The 17,808-nt window shown below is 42.3% G+C and carries 10 protein-coding genes; 3 read left to right on the top strand and 7 right to left on the bottom strand.

What is annotated here, in order from left to right; translation table 11 throughout:
* Nucleotides 1-7: 7 nt before the first annotated feature.
* The 6 genes from CLV51_RS12620 to CLV51_RS12595 form a co-directional block, all read right to left on the bottom strand.
* Nucleotides 8-1,267 (bottom strand): hypothetical protein, encoded by a 1,260-nt coding sequence (locus CLV51_RS12620; protein ID WP_106528386.1) that lies wholly within the window; start codon nucleotides 1,265-1,267, stop codon nucleotides 8-10.
* 6 nt (nucleotides 1,268-1,273) lie between these two features.
* Nucleotides 1,274-3,082, bottom strand: coding sequence for a hypothetical protein (locus CLV51_RS12615; RefSeq protein WP_106528385.1), 1,809 nt, complete (start codon nucleotides 3,080-3,082; stop codon nucleotides 1,274-1,276).
* A gap of 4 nt (nucleotides 3,083-3,086) precedes the next feature.
* The gene (locus tag CLV51_RS12610) at nucleotides 3,087-6,521 is read right to left on the bottom strand and encodes a TonB-dependent receptor (protein WP_106528384.1); all 3,435 of its coding nucleotides are present in this window, start codon (nucleotides 6,519-6,521) and stop codon (nucleotides 3,087-3,089) included.
* 49 nt (nucleotides 6,522-6,570) lie between these two features.
* Nucleotides 6,571-7,554 (bottom strand): FecR family protein, encoded by a 984-nt coding sequence (locus CLV51_RS12605; protein ID WP_106528383.1) that lies wholly within the window; start codon nucleotides 7,552-7,554, stop codon nucleotides 6,571-6,573.
* A gap of 88 nt (nucleotides 7,555-7,642) precedes the next feature.
* Nucleotides 7,643-8,251: an RNA polymerase sigma factor gene (locus CLV51_RS12600; protein WP_106528382.1), complete on the bottom strand. Its 609-nt coding sequence runs from the start codon at nucleotides 8,249-8,251 to the stop codon at nucleotides 7,643-7,645.
* A gap of 84 nt (nucleotides 8,252-8,335) precedes the next feature.
* Entirely contained in the window at nucleotides 8,336-10,717 is a 2,382-nt protein-coding gene (locus CLV51_RS12595; protein WP_106528381.1) for an ABC transporter permease, read from the bottom strand.
* Between the two features lie 362 nt (nucleotides 10,718-11,079).
* On the opposite strand from CLV51_RS12595, the gene CLV51_RS12590 reads away from it, so the two are divergent.
* From CLV51_RS12590 to CLV51_RS12580, 3 genes are all read left to right on the top strand, one after another.
* Nucleotides 11,080-13,902 carry a TonB-dependent receptor gene (locus tag CLV51_RS12590; RefSeq protein ID WP_106528380.1) on the top strand — a complete coding sequence of 941 codons (2,823 nt, stop codon included), beginning with the start codon at nucleotides 11,080-11,082 and terminating at the stop codon, nucleotides 13,900-13,902.
* Nucleotides 13,903-13,939: 37 nt separating this feature from the next.
* Nucleotides 13,940-15,337 carry a hypothetical protein gene (locus CLV51_RS12585; protein ID WP_106528379.1) on the top strand — a complete coding sequence of 466 codons (1,398 nt, stop codon included), beginning with the start codon at nucleotides 13,940-13,942 and terminating at the stop codon, nucleotides 15,335-15,337.
* Between the two features lie 80 nt (nucleotides 15,338-15,417).
* Nucleotides 15,418-16,578 (top strand): exonuclease/endonuclease/phosphatase family protein, encoded by a 1,161-nt coding sequence (locus CLV51_RS12580; protein WP_106528378.1) that lies wholly within the window; start codon nucleotides 15,418-15,420, stop codon nucleotides 16,576-16,578.
* Between the two features lie 54 nt (nucleotides 16,579-16,632).
* On the opposite strand, the gene CLV51_RS12575 is transcribed toward CLV51_RS12580, so the two are convergent.
* Nucleotides 16,633-17,790, bottom strand: coding sequence for a metallophosphoesterase family protein (locus CLV51_RS12575; protein WP_106528377.1), 1,158 nt, complete (start codon nucleotides 17,788-17,790; stop codon nucleotides 16,633-16,635).
* Between the last annotated feature and the right edge of the window lie 18 nt (nucleotides 17,791-17,808).

The following is a 17,808-nucleotide window of genomic DNA, read 5'->3' as shown; positions in this document are numbered from 1 at the left end:
GATGTTATTAGTTTTTAGGCACTTCATTGAATCCTCGCTGTATCTGCATCAGGTATACTCTGTCGTACACCATTTCCATAATATTCAGTGTGCTGTAAATGTGTAAGGCATTGCCGGTATTCACCACCAGGTTAAGATTGGGCGTAAATTTTTTAATATAGGTAGTATTCACATTGTAATTATTAAAGATGGTGGGATCACCGGCACAGATCAACGGAAACGTTGGCCCTACATTGGCGGCATCTGCCAGGTCAAAACGTACATGAGGCATGGATCCATACCTGGTAGCTCCTCCCCCTATTAAAACAACACTTTTATCCAAATAGGTACGCAGTGTATCCTGCCGGAAAAAATAATTACGGGGCAGCATTGGGAGCGCCAGGTACGGAATAACAGTATCCATTTTTGTTTGCAGCGTGGTATAATAGATGTTATTATAACCCGGCAACGGATTATAGGAAGGATCTAAGGGTTTGAAGTCTGAAGCAATATCATCGTAAATATTATAAGTATAATAGATGCTCACATTATCTGAAAAAGCAGGCTTGAAATGATACTGTGAAGACCTGGGCTGCACACCGGAAAGATTTACAAATCCTGCATAGATCTTATTTTCTTCAAAAGACTGATGAACAAAGGCTTCCCGGCGCAAATACAAGCCATACTTATTATTATCCAGGTCGCGCGCCACTACTTCCATCGTATACACCTCTCCTTCTTCAAAATTAACGGTAGTATCCAGCAGTACATTACTGCGAATGGTAGCAGAAAGATTTGGAAAAGAAGTATTATTCTGCGGCCTGTTCACAAACAGGATACGGTGTTTGCCTGCAGGCACCTGTGCCCAGGCAGAAAGATCAAAACCATTGATGGCCGGCGCTGTTAATACATGCGCATTACCCGGATATTCAAAGTTCACCGGATTCAGGTTTACGACGCCTCCGCGCCCGTCGTTGGTTGTCTGCCCACTGGAGCTATTAGCTTCATTAATAGGATAAGAAAGACTGAATAGTTGCCTTGTTCCTAAAAAGTCTCCAACAATGGCTCCTGTATCTGCCACACCGGCAGCATCTGTATGCGGGTCCATAATGAAGGTCAGGAAAGGCACGCCCTGTCCGTTGTGCAAAAAATCCACACTATAAGCCATGTCATTGAATACCCGCAGGTATGCCGGATGAGAGAGCAAAGGAGCTTCTGCATATTTTTTACAGCTTGTCATGGCAATAGTCAGCAGGCACAGGAAATGCAGGATAATATATTTTTTCATATAGGCTTACTTGTTATGTTTAATCAACACGAGTCGTGCATGTGCACCAGGCTCACTGCTACCAAATGTTTTTCCAACTAACGCCACTGTATACACGCCATTTTCACCCAACGGCAGTTTACCGGGTGTATATAACGCCGCATTGCTGATATAGGCTTTAGTGGCATCCAGCGGGGCAATGCCGCTCAGCAAAGTACCCGGTATCTCCGGCAGGTTGCCGGGTTCCGACTTAAACACCCGGATCAGGCGGGGCAGGATCCCTCCATCTGAATGTTGTCCGCCAAGTGTAGAGAATTCCTGGTATGGCCCCAGTGAGTAGATGATAGCAGGATTCCGTTCCGGCATCCTTCCGGTAGCCTGTGCAATATATGCGCTGGGATAGCGGATAGTATCCGAACCATTGTTCGATACCGGCAGGAAAAATTGCTGGTCATTGGTAAAAGTGGCATAGGGCAGATCAGGACTCAGGTTGAGAAAGCGTGTCTGCACTGCATAATTATCCCTGGTTCTGCGGATAGTACCATCGGTACCATCATCAGGCACCGGGCTGTTAGGACTGTTAGGTCTGTACAGGCTTCCTGTCATATCGTTTGATTCAAAAAGCAGGTCTGTTTTTCCATCTGGTTTTTCGTATACCCAGATGGTGTAGTTATCATAAGGATACAGATTGATATCAGCCGTTGCCAGCACTGTTCCCTGTGCATCTGTTGCCTGTACCGTGTGATGACCCTGGATGTAAATAGTATATGCAGGATGTTGTGCCATATCCTGCGCAGTATTACCTATATAATCCAGTACACCGCCTGCTGGTTGTCCATCTACCTGTACCGTTACCTGTTTGCCAGGCAATGCATTCACTGCCTGCATGCGTGCATAGGTGTAGTTTACACCGGGATCTACTTCTGTAATCACGCGGTAAGAATTAACAATGCTGCCGTATCTGGATGCCTTGTCGCAGGAGAAATATTCAAAAAAATTAGGTGTGATCACAATGCTGTATACGCCGCCTGGTTTAAATGTGCGTACCCGGCTAATAATACCTTCCTGTGATAACACACCGGCAGCACAGGGATTCTGATTAGGAAGCTGCGGCAATTCTGCCAATTGTTTGGTGGGATCAATACTCATCCCTCCGGAAACAAAAAGCTTAAACTGGTAAGCACCATAAGGCATTTCTACATAAGGCGAAATACTTCCCTGCGCAATATTGTTGAGCAGATCATTTACTTTACTCCCGTCTGAATAAGTTAAAGATACCGGACCATTTAGTCCCAACACATCCCTTGCTCTTCCAAGATTGATGATACGTACTTTAAAATTTTGTCCGTTGCTGGCCGGCACATTATCCCTGTTCAGCACCCTGATAGTACCATCTGCCTGTACATAATAATCCAGCGGATGTAACACATCATTGGCAATGATCGTGTCCAATGAAAAAGGAAAATTAACATCAGACGCCCGTTGTTGCAGCAGCAGGTGAATCTTTCCGCTTTTATCCAGTAAGCTGTTGGGCACTGTAAAAGGACTGCCATTATCTGCATTCGGCCATGTGCCGGTAGGGAAAACAGATAATCCTACTTGTGTACTTTGCCCTGCGCTTCCGGTATTCCCCGAAGAATAGGCCGTAAGTGGGATATTATTAACCGTAACATCCAGACTGGTACCGGAGAAATTGAACAGGCGGATAGCAGATGCCGACTTATTGGACACATCCAGCAAGGGTATCCTGTTATCAACTTTATCTTTCACACAACTGTTCAATAACATTCCTGAAAGGAGTAACAGCAGTACCGTTATCGTTTTTATTTTTGTCATGGTACTAGAATAATTTATAAGTGAGGCCCAATGAAAATTCACTTCCTTTATTGTACTGGCGATAGATATATGTGGTACCATGGTATTTTCCATTATTACCGGGATTCGTGTACACCTGCTTAAATGCAGGATCAAGTATATTTTTTGCAAAGCCTTTGAGCAGAAAACGTTTACCTAAATGCTGGCTGAAAACCAGGTCCAGTATGGGAGCCGGCCGATCATACAAATCCGGTGTACCATCCAGTTGTACCTGTATCAGTCTTGCTCCAACCATATTAAAACTAGCAGTAACAATAGTGCCGGTACGGCTGTTATCATAATCTATATAAGTGTTGATAGAATAGGGTGCCTGTTCAAACACCGGGCTGGTAGCCGGTGAGCGGCGATCATTGATACGGGAGGCATCCAGGCGTTCCGGATTTTTATCTATCGTACTTACATCCATCAAAATATTGGTACCGAAAAATAAATGCTGCAATGGTTGCCAGAGTTTACCCAGATCCCGGCGTACTTCCAGTTCTATGCCATGTACCTGCCCTTTGTTAGGATCATTCTGGTAGATGATCAGTGGGAATTCAGGGGCGGTGGACTGGTTACCCTGCGACTTATAAATGAATACACGCTGCAAAGGATGTTCTATCGATTTGGTAAACACAGATGCGGCTAAAATTTCACCGGGGGCAGTAAACCATTCCCAGCGAAAATCCATGCTCCGGGTCAGCTGATTCTTCAGATCAGGATTACCGCCAATCACCGCAAACTGGAAGGGATCAAACTCGTAGATATTAGTCAGCTCCCGTAATTCAGGTCTGGCCAGCGAAGTACTGTAGGCCAGGCGCAGGTTCATATTTTTGAAGCGGGAATACACCAGGTTAAAAGAATAATAAGGCTTATAGTCGGCCACATAGCGGGTATCGGGTCTGTTGGTGTTGTAACTGACCTTACCTTTTAAACCAGAAGATGCATTGAGGTTTAACGGCGTGTATACGTTAGCGGTATCCACATGTGCGCTGATGTCAGTAGATTCAAAACGTACCCCACCAATAAAGCGCAGAGTGCTGGTCAGCTTCGTATCCAGCATACCATAAAAGGCCCTTGTTTCATAGGAGCCGTTGTAATTATTAGGCGCCTTACGGATCTGGTACAGGAAACCACCTACGCGGGGCTGTCCTTCTTCATCGTAGCTTGATGGATTTTGCAGGCCGATATAAGCAGGAGACACCACTTTATTGATATCACCTCCTACCTGGTTCATTACCTGGATATTGCCGCCACCTAAAGTAGTACCTGGTATCCCGAGAATGTTCTCTGTAAAGCTGCGATCCCGTTTCAGATAGTTACCACCAAACTTCAATTGCTGTTGCTGTTTTCCGATACGGAAATACTGTACCAGGTCAACTTTCGCGTTGTAATTATTTTCTTCCAGTTTACGGAACTGCCGCCCGTTGGGATCAGCAATAATGATACTGGCATCATTGCCGCTTACGCCGTGTACCAGTCCTGTTACAAATGCATAGGTATCGCTACCTATCCCAACGCCGTTGGGGTCTGCATAGCGCACTGTGCGCAGGTTAGCGAGATCACTGGAGCGGAAATCCGGATCATTCTGGGAACTTTTGGAAGAGCTCAGGTTGTAACTTAATTTAGGCGACCAGGTAGTATTAAACAACTGATGTTCTCCCTGAACATTATAAGTATCAAACGTACGATAGGATTGCCGCAGCTGATTGATAACATTGTACACAGGAAATACCAATCCGGTATTTTGCCAGGAGCCGGTGAGGTTACTGGCTTCCACTTCTGCGCCCCTGGTGCCGAGGAACTGGGCTTGTATTTCATTACGTGCATTAAAGCGATAAGTAACGCCAATTAACCCTCCGTAGTTCAGCGTCTTTTTTCCGGTATTCTCTGTATAGCTCAGGTATTTACCCAGGCGCGGATAATCCGGTGTAATAAAATTGGGCACATGCAGTGGTGCAAAGATTGCCGGTGAACCCGTAACTACGCCCTGAAAGAGGCTATACTGGTTGCGTTGCGCATTATAAATATCTTCTGTACGCTGGTAATAATTTGCGTTCACTACTACTCCTAAAGCACGGTCATGTTTAAACCGGTAAGTGTTGCCGAATGACACAGTATACACCTGGTTAGGATCTGCTTTCTGATAGGAAGTGGTGAGTACCGGATCAAATCCCTGCATGATGTTACTCACGTGCATAGCCTCCGCTGCAGCAGCAGGGCTTTTACGGCTCTGTATAAACATATCCTGTATCTGCACCAAACCGCCGGGGTATTGATTTCCCAGGTTGATGAAATCTTTTGAAAGATTATGTTCTTTTACTTTCTGTCCGAAAAATCCCGGATCACTGTTATAAAAGCTGTTATACTTTCCTCCCAGCCCTACATTTGAATTGTATCCTACCTGCGCGGTAAACTCCATGATGAGTTTTTCCGGAATAGATTTCGTTTTGAGTTCAATAATACCGGCAGAAGCATCCGCAGGACGATCAGGGCTCAATGTTTTGTATACTGTAATATTATCCAGCAATGCCGCCGGTACCAGGTCAAGCGGTACCGCACTCCGTTCCGGGTTAGCAGACGAAAGCCGGGCACCATTTAATTCAGCAATTACACTACGATCTCCTAAACCACGGATGGCTACATATTTATCATCTGTGATCGTAACACCTGTCACCCTTTGCAATGCCTGTGTGGTATTCAGGCTGGCCGTTTTTTCAATATTCTGTGCAGAAATACCGTCTGAAACAACTGCTGCATTTCTACGTTCATTCAGCATCGCAATTTCATTGGCTACTCTCCTTCTTGCTTCTACCTTTACTTCTCTCAATGCGGTGGAAGATGATTGCAGGCCAATATTCAGCGTTGCAGAGATAGATTCTTTTACGACAATACCGGATATTTTTTTTGTGAGATAACCAATATAGCGGACCTCCAGATTATAAGTGCCGGGAGGCAGATGTCCCAGATAATGTCCACTTCCGTTTGTCGTGTATGCTTTACCGTTAATGATCACGGCTGCACCCGGCAAAACTTCTTTATTTCCGGCGTCGTAGATGTTTCCTTCTATGACGCCCATGGCCGGGGGGAGTGTATTTTTTTTAATCGTCAACGTATGATCTGCGCTAACAAATGCTTTCAGCCTGGTACCATTTAATACCTTTTCCAAGGCCTGTTCTATTGTCACATGTTCCAGCGTAATGGCAATGGTGTTTTCAGGTATCAGATCTGCATCATAGGCCACTCCTAATCCGCCCTGGTTTACAATTACCAGCAATGCTTCCCTGATGGTAATGGCAGTGGACCTGATGGTAATAACCTTATTACTTTGCGCTATTGCAAACTGTGGCAGCCATAACGAGCATACCAGGCATAGGAATCCCCAAAATAAAAAATACCTTTTAGTAAATTTTAAATTCATAACATTTATTTCAGAAAAAAGAATATAAAATTGTTAGTTATACTAACTATTAACGGATGTTAGAAATCCAGACAACACCATTGCGCGTAGTGTGTTCCAGGTTAAGTGAATTACAAATCAAATCCAGTACCGCAGGCAGATCAGTCCTGCGATACTGTAAGGTTAAATGGATCTTTTCCAATGATGTATCCTGCAGGCGTATCGGAACGTGGTATATTTGCTCCAGTTCAAGCGCTACCTCTTTCAGTGCAGCCCGGTTAAATGTCAACTGACCATTCATCCAGCTCAGGTAGTTAGCTACATTGGAAGAAGTATAGTGTGTCAGCGCACCTTCCTTACTTAATATGCCGGCTTCTCCTTCCGAGAGTACCATGGCTGCATTATCTGCATGCCGGCTGTCCTGCAATGCCACGCGGCCATCTCTCACAGCCACCACCACCGTGGAATCCACCTGGTTACCGGACACATTAAAACTGGTACCCAGTACAGTGATATTCGCTTTTCCGGCAATAACAATAAACGGATGTTGCGGATTTTTTGTCACTTCAAAAAATGCTTCTCCCCATAAAAATATTTCTCTTTTCCCGTCATGATCATATCTGTTGGTGTAGGTAACAGCCGCATTTTCGTTGAGGTGTATAATACTTCCATCGGGCAGTGTAAGCGTTTTAGATTGGCCTGCAAGTGTGGCCAGCTGTATTTCTTTAATGGGGTGGAATAGGTTATAAAAAGAAGTGCCTTGTTTGAATGACAACAAACAACTTACCAACAACAGCACAGAAGCCGCTACAGCAGACACATTAATCAGCATACGCCTGTTCAGTATCCGCATACGCGGTTGTTTTTTTACACGAATATTTTCGGCCATCCGGCCCAATGCCAGATCCAGTTCTTCCTGTGAAAGATCCAGTGATTCATCCAATGACAACTGCCGGTACCACTCCTCAAAATGCGTTGCTGCTTCCGGATGATCAATACCATCAAAATATTGTTTAAGTAATTGTTTGATCCGATGCTGGTGGTCCTGATCCATATAAAGTAGCACGATATGTTACGCAGCTAGAATATAAGATGCAATTTTTTGTCCGGGGTACTAGTGGGAGATAAAATAAATCTGAGATTTAATATTGGGAGTAGCTGTAAATCACTATCAGCAATAAAGCAGTAAGGAAAAGATAGGTTATTTGTTTCAATTCCTTCCGAAGTGTGGCCAATGCCTTGGTAATATGGTTCTTCACGGTTTGATCAGAGAGGTCCAGTTTTCCTGCAATTTGTTTCACCGTTAACTCCTGGTCACGGCTCATGATAAATATTTCGCGACACTTTTGAGGTAGCGCGTTTATGATAGCCTTCAGGCTTATTTCCATCTCTTTGAAATGAATACTATCATCGGTACGTGATTTTGTATTCAGATCAAATCCTGCCATCTCTTCTATAAATACTTCATTATCTTTAAAAGAACGGAAATATTGTAGTATTTCATTCCGCATCATTTTAAATAAATAACCGGTTACACTCGTCTGAATATCAAGCTGTGCACGCTTCTCCCATAATTTAATAAAAACATCCTGCACCAGTTCCTCTGCTATTTCCCTGGAGTGCAATTTATGGGCGGTGAAAACATATAATTGGCTGGCATACTTATTATACAACGCTTCATAACTTTCCTCACAGTCAGCCTGAATGCCGGCAATAAGTTCCATGTCAGTAACCATAGGGAGTACCTTCATCAGCGCGTTTAAATTTGTTGTAAAGCTATCAGTAGCTTTTTAAACGCGGGTTATATTGACATTAACCTATTGTTATATTTAACACTATTCCACCCGCATACTTTTCACCGGATCTGCCAATGCTGCTTTAATTGCCTGAAAGCTGATGGTACCAATTGCAATCAGTAAGGCAATAATGCCTGCTGCCGCAAATACCCACCACGTAATACTTATCCTGTAGGCAAATATCTGCAACCATTGATGCATAAAATACCATGCGACTGGTGTGGCAATCAGAAAAGAGATAAATACCAGTTTTAAGAACTCTTTTGATAAGAGATTTACAATATCCCTTACCGAAGCGCCCATTACTTTGCGGATACCTATTTCCCGGGTGCGCTGCAATGCGCTGTAGGAGGCTAATCCCAGTAAACCCAAACAGGAAATAAAAATAGCAAGTACTGCAAAATTGAAAAACAGTTTACCGAATCTTTCCTCTGTACGATACTGCCTGTCAAAAAATTCATCCAGGAAATAGTAGTTAAATGGCCGGTTGGGAAGCAGCGCTTTCCACTTACCTTCTATTGCTGCAATAGTACCGGATAAATTACCGGATGCTACGTTCACAGATATCATATCACATTCATTTGGTTTGATACGCATAGTGAGCGGTTTGATATCTTCCTGCAGGGACCGGAAATGGAAGTTTTTTATTACGCCTATAATTTTCCCGTCTCTGCCCCATTGCCGGAAATGTTTACCAATAGCTTCATCGGAAGAAGCATAGCCAAATAATTTTACAGCCGCTTCATTCATGATCATTGCCTCCGCAGTATCTGTTCCAAAATCTCTGGAAAATGCACGGCCGGCGACTACTTTTATCTGGTACTGTTTAAGATAGTCGTAGTCTATGGAATAAAGATCGAGGTTAGCTACCTGCATGTCCCCCTGTTTATTTTCTATTTCTGAATAAGCGCCGAAATTAGCTGCTCCCGGAACGCTGGAGGAGGTGGCCACCAATTGTACCCTGGGAAGACCACTAATGGCCTGTTTAAAGGCTTCTTTGGCATTATCTCCATGTGTGTCTATCACCAGCATCTGCGCTTTATTAAAGCCCAGGTCTTTACTGTGCATATAATTCATCTGCAGGTATACCACCAAAGTACCGATGATCAGGGCTATAGAAATAGCAAACTGTGTTACTACCAGCCCCTTTCTCAATATAATTCCTTTGGTACCGGTAGCAAATCGTCCTTTTAATACAGTGACCGGCTTAAAGGATGACAGCACCAATGCCGGGTAGAAGCCCGCGAGCAAACCGATGCCGATGGCCGCCACCAGCAGCGTAACAATGTACCAGGGATTTTCAAAAATACCAGTACTGATAGTTTTACCTGCCAGCAGGTTAAACATCGGTAACAACGCCGCAAACAATATGATGGTTAATGCAAAGGCGATCAAACACAGCAACACACATTCACCAATAAACTGCCTGATCAATTCCATTTTGGTAGCACCCACTACTTTGCGGATGCCTATTTCTTTGGCCCGTTCTACTGACCTGGCAGTAGTAAGATTAATAAAATTAATACAGGCAATAAAGAGAATGAATATGGCAATAACAGAAAAGATATATACATTAGTGATGCTACCGCTTTCAAAGCCATCCCGTGTAGAATGCAGGTATACTTCTTTCAAAGGTTCCAGCAATAATGTATAAAACATTTGTGCCGCCTTTCGCTCTTTACCATTATGCCGCTCAATGAAGTCAGGGAACTTTGCCTCCAATGCGGCTATATTGGTATGCGGCTTTAACAGCAAAAAAGTAATAGCGCCAAAATTGCCCCACTGCTGATCTATACCAGGATTAAAACGTTCTGTGTTGGTAGACATTGACACCAGCATATCCGCCTTTATCTGCGAGTTACCCGGCATATCTTCCATTATACCTGTTACGGTGCAGGGCAGCAAGTCGCCTGTGAGTAGCAGTGTTTGTCCGATGGGATCTTTATCTCCAAAATATTTCTTAGCTGCAGTTCGGCTAAATACAATACTGCATTTCTCTTTCAGCGCCGTTTGCGGATTACCTTTTACCAACTTAAAATCAAAAACCCTGAACAAGGAAGAATCAGCAAACAATGTGTTTTCTTCCTGAAAACTAACATTGTCTTTTTTCACCAGCAGGTTGGCAAAGCTAAACCTGGTAAAAGCTTCCACTTCGGGAAAATCATGTTGCAGGTTCGGGGCAAATGGCCAGGGCGTGCTGCCGCCTTTAATTATTTCACTGGGTGTCTTAACGTCACAGGCTAAACGATAAATACGATCTCCTTTGGTATGAAAGGAATCGTAGCTCAACTCAAAATGCACATATAAAAAGATAAAGAAACAGGCCGTCAGGCCAACTGTCAGGCCCATTACGTTGATAAATGAAAACACCTTGTTTCTCCAGAGATTACGCCACGCAATTTTGAGATAGTTTCTGAACATTTGTAGCTGTTAATTTAAAGGCTGAAAATATTAAATGGATCCGGGTTTCACAATGCCGGCTATAAAACACCAAGTAAATGCCAGTATTTACACTTTTCAGCATCAACATTTATTACATTAACATATTATAACATTTGTTCATTTTTGATACAAATAATGTTCAATTCCGAACGGGCCATAAAACAGCCATTGTTAACGGTAATAGCATATTTACATTACGTAGCGCATTAAAATCAGATTAAAACATTAACTACATATTATCAAATAGTTAATTGACTATTATCAAATAGTTAATTGAACATACAGCACTAAACACCCTCTCCTTTTTTAAAGAGCTTTGCAGCCATTAAACCAAAATTGTTATGTCCTCTATCTACAAACTACTTTCACTACTAGTTGGTATTTGTTTTTCTCTCTCTGCCTCAGCCGGTATTATAAAAGGAAAAGTCTCTGATTCAAAAACACATGAACCATTGGTTGGTGCTGTAGTTGAAGCAGAAAACGGGAATGCGAAATATAAGACTGTTGTTAATCTGGATGGCAGCTTCATTTTCAAAAATTTACCGGAGGGTAACTATGGAATAAAGATCAAGTCGATGGGATACAAAGTATCCGAAGAATTTAAAGTAACGGTAAAAGATCTGAAAGATATTCAAACGTTAGGTAACATTGAATTAAAGAATGATGTCACAGAACTGGTAGCTGTAAACATAAGCGGCGGTAATAAACAAAGCGACAGTTATGTAAGAAGCATAGAAAAGAATGCAGATATGGTACAAAATATCTTATCTGAAAAAACCATACAGCTATTGCCGGATGTTACGGTGGCAAACGCATTACAACGTATCAGCGGTGTAACCATCCAACGCGACAACAGTGGTGAAGGCCGTTACGCAATTATTCGCGGTATGGCACAGCGATATAACAGTACATTGGTGAATGGCGTTAAAATACCCAGTCCTGATGATAAATATCGTTTTGTTCCCATGGACCTGTTCCCTTCTGATATGCTGGAAAGATTGGAAGTAATTAAAGCTTTAACCCCTAACATGGAAGGTGATGCGATTGGTGGTACCATGAACCTGGTAATGAAAAGCGCTCCGGATAAGTTTTTATTAAATGCAAATGTTGCAGGTGGTTATTCTACTTTATTTTCTGACAGACCGTTTAGTTCTTTCGATCATGCAGGAATGAAGAACGCATCTCCTGCCGAATTGAAAGGGAATAATTATCAGGCTACAGCAGCAGATTTTTCGCTGAATCATTTTCATTATTCTGATAAATCCGCTCCTGTTAATACTACTGTCGGTTTAACTATCGGCGATCGTTTTCTTAATAAAAAATTAGGCGTAATTATTTCGGCCAGTTATCAGAATTTTTTCAGAGGTTCCAATTCTACCATGATCACCCCAAGTGCAAATACTGATATACACCCTGTTCCTACTACACTAATGATTACAGATGTTTTAGACAGAAGATATTCTACCCAAACCAACAGGATAGCCCTGCACAACAAAATTGATTACGCATTTAACGATCGTAATAAAATATCCCTATACAATTTTTATGTACATCAGAATGAGTATCAAACAAGATATACCAACGATACTACTTTTGGTACCAACTCCTCTGCTGTTCAAAAATCAGTTGACATAGAATACAGGAGCAGATGGCAAATACAGGACATCTACAACGCTACCTTGCATGGAGAACATCAGTTAAGCAATAAAGTAACGTTTGATTGGAGCGGGGTATATTCTATTGCCAAGAGCAATGTACCGGATATGTCCATTTATAATTTTAACGGCAATGTGCTTTTTGATGGCAATGGGAAAGCAACAAAAACAGATTCTTCTACTTATGGAACCAGTGTAGGGCATACATGGCAACATAACTCCGACCAGGATCTTGCAGGTTATGCCAACATCATGTATAAGCCCCGTATTTTCCACCAGGAAGTAGAGCTGCAGGGCGGTGGATTGTATCGTTATAAAACAAGGGATAATTACTACAACGATTATACATTGAAGCCATCTTATGGCACCAGCCAGGCATTTCATACCATCGATACATTATCGCTTGCCTTTAACCCAACACAGAATGGCACTGGTAATGTTACTGCATTAGTGCCCAATAACTATACCGCACACGAACACATTACCGCTGGTTATGTACAGGCCAGATTTATGCTGCTGCCTGCATTACAGGTACTAGGCGGTGTAAGGATAGAAAATACGCAGCAAGACTATACCACTGTAATGGGTTTCGATTTTAGTCAAAAGAACGGCACCATTCATTATACAGATGTATTGCCCAGCGTACACTTCAAATACCTGCTGAGCAGCAAAGAAAATCTTCGCTTGTCCTATTTTAAATCAATCAGCAGACCAGGATTTGGTGACCTTATCCCTGCTCCTATTCGGGGTGAACAATTTACTGAACAGGGAAACCCTGATTTGAAACACGTTCGCGCCGATAATATAGACGTTCGTTATGAACTGTTCCCGGGTGGAGCAGGTCAGTTATTGTTAGGTGGTTTTTACAAACAACTGCAAAATCCGATTGAATACTTTGTAATTAACCAGGGTGGTCCCAGTGCGCTTGTCATAGAGGCACAAAATACCAATAAGGCTACTAATTTTGGTTTTGAAGCGGTATACACCAAATACATAGGTAAGTTCGGCATTTCAGCTAACTATACTTATACACACTCTGAGGTGACTACGCCTAAATTCACGAAATATTACGACAAAGCTTTAGCACAAACACAAACAGGAAGCACTACACAAACCAGACCATTACAAGGTCAGGCTAACCACGTGGGTAACGTTTCCTTATTATACAAAAATCCAAAGATCGGGTTAGACATTCAGATAGCCTTTTCTTACACCGGCGACAGGATAACACAGGTATCAGCATGGAATAATTTAGATATCTGGCAAAAACCATATACCCAATTAGACTTTTCGTTAGAGAAGAGTTTGTCCAAACACTTTTACTTCTTTACCAAAATCAATAATCTCACTAACTCAGCTAACAAACTGTATATAAAAGTTGATCCTGGCGTGTTAGACAACTTTATTACACAAGGATTGCCTAACCAGGTGGCTGGTAGCAATATCATCACTATGCAAAAAGAAGTTGTTTATCTCAGTTTCTTAGGAGGAATTAAATATAAATTTTAATTCATTCAACTCATAACACATCAAAATAATAGCAATAATGAGAAAAATACTAATTCCCGCGATTACCATACTTTCCGCACTCATACTGATTACAGGATGCAAAAAATGGGCGGAGGATAAGACAGATATTTATAAATACACGCCTGCAGCAGGGCAACCGGTAAGTGATGCTACTCCTTTATGTGGCTCTATTAAAGGCGTAATGCTGGCAGGAAAAACGTATACAATTGGTTGTGATGTATACGTAAACAAAGGAGATACATTGTTGATACAACAGGGTGTAACCATTAATGTAACCAATGGCGCAGGTATTGCAGTACGTGGTATACTGGTAAGCTTAGGTACCAAATCCCAGCCTGTTACAATGACTGTTCCGGGACTGGTAAAAGACAACACACCCGGTCTTGCTTATGCAGCAGATTCTGCACACAGCAGCAACCGCTTATGGAAAGGTATTGCCTGCGACACTTCCTGCCCTATGCTGGTGTTAAAATGGACACATATTGATTTTGCAGGAAACAGTTATGGTAAATCTTTTGGACCTGCTGTGCAGCAAAAACCAGGTACTTCTTTCAACCTGGTTTTCCAAAATCCCAATGGCTACTTTATTATGGAAGATTCCTGGCTGTGGGGCGGTACAGATGACGCTATCAGAATATCCAGTGGTAAAATACATATCTTCAGAAATACTTTTGAGAAAAACGGAGGTTCCGGTGGAGATATTGTGAATGTAAAAGGAGGCACCACAGGCACTATGGCTTACAACTTTTTTATCGGCACTGCTTATAACGGACAGAAAGCGTCTAATAAAGGACAGGGCATCGGTGCACCACAAACAAATGTAGTGATGTACAACAGCACTTTTGTAAATGGCGGAAGAGGCGTAGTACCCGGCCAAAGAGGTTCTACCGTAAATTTTGAAGAAGGTGCAAGAGGCGCATTCTACAATAACGTAGCAGTAAATTGCAGGGTAGGCTTCCGTGTGGTAAATAACCCGGCCGCTGATACTGCTAACCTTACTTACGGTAATAACTACCAATACGCCGATTCTTTAGTGATTGCCAACAACTTCTTTACAAGTGGTACGGTATGCACCAAGCCTCAGCCTACAGACCTTCCTAAGCCATCTACTTATTTACCGGCCAACTTCAACTACACAAATCCACAGTATGATGGTACACCTGTTGTGCAAAAACTGAATCCGTTATTTGTCAATTATCCTTTGCCAAGCCCTTATTCACCATGGGGACTTACTTCCATAGGAAATTACAATTTCCATATACAACCGGGTTCTCCATTAGTGGGCAAGGGGTATACTGGAATACGGCCATTTGTAGTGGTACCGGTGGATGCTGTTTACGGCGCTTCAGAAATAACCCCTCCTAGTGTGGATCTCGGATGTTTCCAAAGCAACGGATCAGGCAACCAGCACTAATCAATATATTCTTTCGCAATAAAAAATGGGAAGCCTCAATAGCTTCCCATTTTTATTTACCATACAATACCATCCGTGTAATGAAACTACATTATTCGCTTTTCCTTATCGGTTATGCTTTTGCAGTGGCCTCCTGCACTAAAGGCGCTAAGGATGTAATAACCACTACACCAGTAGCTAAAGACACAATGCCTTTGGCTAATACGGTTAATAAAACAGATACTTTAAAAGTAATGGCTTACAATGTGCTGAACTATGGAGACGGCTGTCAGGGTAATATCAGTACATTAAATGCATACTTTAAAACCATCATTCAATACACCCAACCGGATTTACTCAGCTGCGAAAAAATGAATTCGTTTGCGCCTGCACCAGGAGCAGCGGGCAACCTGGCAGATGAAATAACCAATCATGTACTGAATATTGTTTTTCCTGATCAGTATGCGTACGCAATGCCCACCAACACGGTATTTGCAGGTAATATGTCTGTTTTATTTTACAATAAACAAAAGCTAACCTATGTGTATACCAAAACATTAGTGGCTGCCATTACTGATTTCGACTTATACAAACTGTATTACAATGATGTAAACTTATCCATCACACACGATACTACATTTTTATATGTGGTAGTGAATCATACACAATCGGGTTCTTCCAGTACTACCCGCGATCAGCAGGTAACAATGGAGATGCAGGCATTGAGGAATAAATTCCGCTACCTGCCCAACTTAATTAATATGGGCGATTTTAATACCAGGAATAGTTTTGAAGATGGATACCAGGCTATCATCTCCTCAAAAGACAGTGCCACCATGATGAGTGATCCGCCGTTTTACCCGGATGGCAATGTACACTACCCGGCCAACTGGGATGTAAACCCCGCTTTATTTCCATCTTATCTTACTACGTCAACAAGAATGTCGGCCAGCATCCCTAATACCTGTGGTACAAGTGGTGGTGCAAAGTCCTGGTATGATCATATTTTTATTTCACCATGGCTGGTGAACGGCGCCAATTATATAAAATATATTCCCAACTCCTACCAAACAACCGGCAATGATGGTAATCGTTTGGGAGCAGATATTAACAGCAATAGCCCGGCTGCTAACAACGCTGCTCCGGCTCCTGTTATCAATGCCTTATTTCAGTTGTCCAATAAATACCCGGTTACAATTAAGCTGGCTGTAAAAGCAAACAGAAACGCGAATAGTCCTGCTGATCCGGCGGAAATAAACTAATAAAAAAAGTGCCTGTCATCATACGGACTACAGGCACTTTTTTTACCGATATTATTATTTAAGAGATATAGTGCTGCTTTCACCCCACACCAGCGGCGACGCAGGAGCATCGGGAGCGGTATCCCAAAGGCATTCACGCACTGTCATTGTTTTAGAACGGGTATCTATGGCAATAAACTGAAAAGAAAGTTTCGTTTCATCAGTGGAAGAGGATTTTCCTTTCATCGGAGAATCAACACGGAACGCAGGCAGATTGATGTCATTATCCGGGCCTTTGTAATAATAATATTCGTTGGCATTACTATGTCCGTGGAAATAGGCTTTAATATTCGGATGCTTTTTAATAAATGCAACAAAACCCCTTTGTTCTATCTTATCGTTTAAATCTTTCTTAACGGTAACTGAATCTTTAAATTTTTCTGTCAGTAAATTCTCAAACTTATCTTTTGCATTGATGGTATAAGGTGCAACAGGGTTCATGAAATGCTTCGGATCACCATCCGGCGGATCATGTGCAAAAATGATCACCGGTGTTGCTGTACTTACCTGCTGCAAGTCACGTTCCATCCATATCCGCGTAAGAGAATCAGGCCATATAGTGATGAACATAAAATGAATACCCGAAATATCCCTGGAATAGTTCACCTTGTCGGTAGCATAATTAAAAGTAGCATTGGTTTTAGGCACCGCAGGATGCATCATCAGGTTATAAATGCTCACCATAGCAGTAGCATCAGTTAATGGCTGTAAAGATTTATAGTGACCAATAGCATTGGAAACATCGTGGTTACCCGGAACAATTAAAAACCTTGTTTTCTTGTTACGATGATCTTTAGTGGTCAGCCCCTTCAAATAATCATGCGCAAACTCATGCCATGATACAGTGGCGCTTTGCAGGGGTACCTCCTGCCTGTTGGCAATGTCGCCGGTTTGGGCAAGGTAGTCAATATAACCAATCTTCTTTCCGGCGCCAACGCCGTTATCCTGCGGCAAACTAAGTCCGGGCAGGGAGTTTATTTTAGCTACCAGGACCTTGTTTACTATACGGCTGTTTACATTTTCTGCTCCCTGAAAATTTTTCCGGGTAATGCCATAATGTTGATCAGAGGTATATACTATTTGTAAAATTTTTTGGCTGTCTTTAGCCTGTGCGTTTGTTCTATTGGTAAAAGGGAATAATAACAGTAATAGCAGTAAATGACTGATCTTCATTGAATGATTGTTTAGCAA

The sequence above is a fragment of the Chitinophaga niastensis genome, from assembly GCF_003014755.1.
GTDB lineage: Bacteria > Bacteroidota > Bacteroidia > Chitinophagales > Chitinophagaceae > Chitinophaga > Chitinophaga niastensis.
Note: the sequence above shows the minus strand (reverse complement) of the source record. Positions and strands in the feature narration are given on the sequence as shown.

Bases quoted from the DNA above. Each gene is read 5' to 3' on its own strand.
- CLV51_RS12615 (WP_106528385.1), bottom strand. From the start codon at position 3,082: ATGACAAAAATAAAAACGATAACGGTACTGCTGTTACTCCTTTCAGGA.
- CLV51_RS12595 (WP_106528381.1), bottom strand. From the start codon at position 10,717: ATGTTCAGAAACTATCTCAAAATTGCGTGGCGTAATCTCTGGAGAAAC.
- CLV51_RS12605 (WP_106528383.1), bottom strand. From the start codon at position 7,554: ATGGATCAGGACCACCAGCATCGGATCAAACAATTACTTAAACAATAT.
- CLV51_RS12575 (WP_106528377.1), bottom strand. From the start codon at position 17,790: ATGAAGATCAGTCATTTACTGCTATTACTGTTATTATTCCCTTTTACC.
- CLV51_RS12600 (WP_106528382.1), bottom strand. From the start codon at position 8,251: ATGAAGGTACTCCCTATGGTTACTGACATGGAACTTATTGCCGGCATT.
- CLV51_RS12585 (WP_106528379.1), top strand. From the start codon at position 13,940: ATGAGAAAAATACTAATTCCCGCGATTACCATACTTTCCGCACTCATA.
- CLV51_RS12610 (WP_106528384.1), bottom strand. From the start codon at position 6,521: ATGAATTTAAAATTTACTAAAAGGTATTTTTTATTTTGGGGATTCCTA.
- CLV51_RS12580 (WP_106528378.1), top strand. From the start codon at position 15,418: ATGAAACTACATTATTCGCTTTTCCTTATCGGTTATGCTTTTGCAGTG.
- CLV51_RS12590 (WP_106528380.1), top strand. From the start codon at position 11,080: ATGTCCTCTATCTACAAACTACTTTCACTACTAGTTGGTATTTGTTTT.
- CLV51_RS12620 (WP_106528386.1), bottom strand. From the start codon at position 1,267: ATGAAAAAATATATTATCCTGCATTTCCTGTGCCTGCTGACTATTGCC.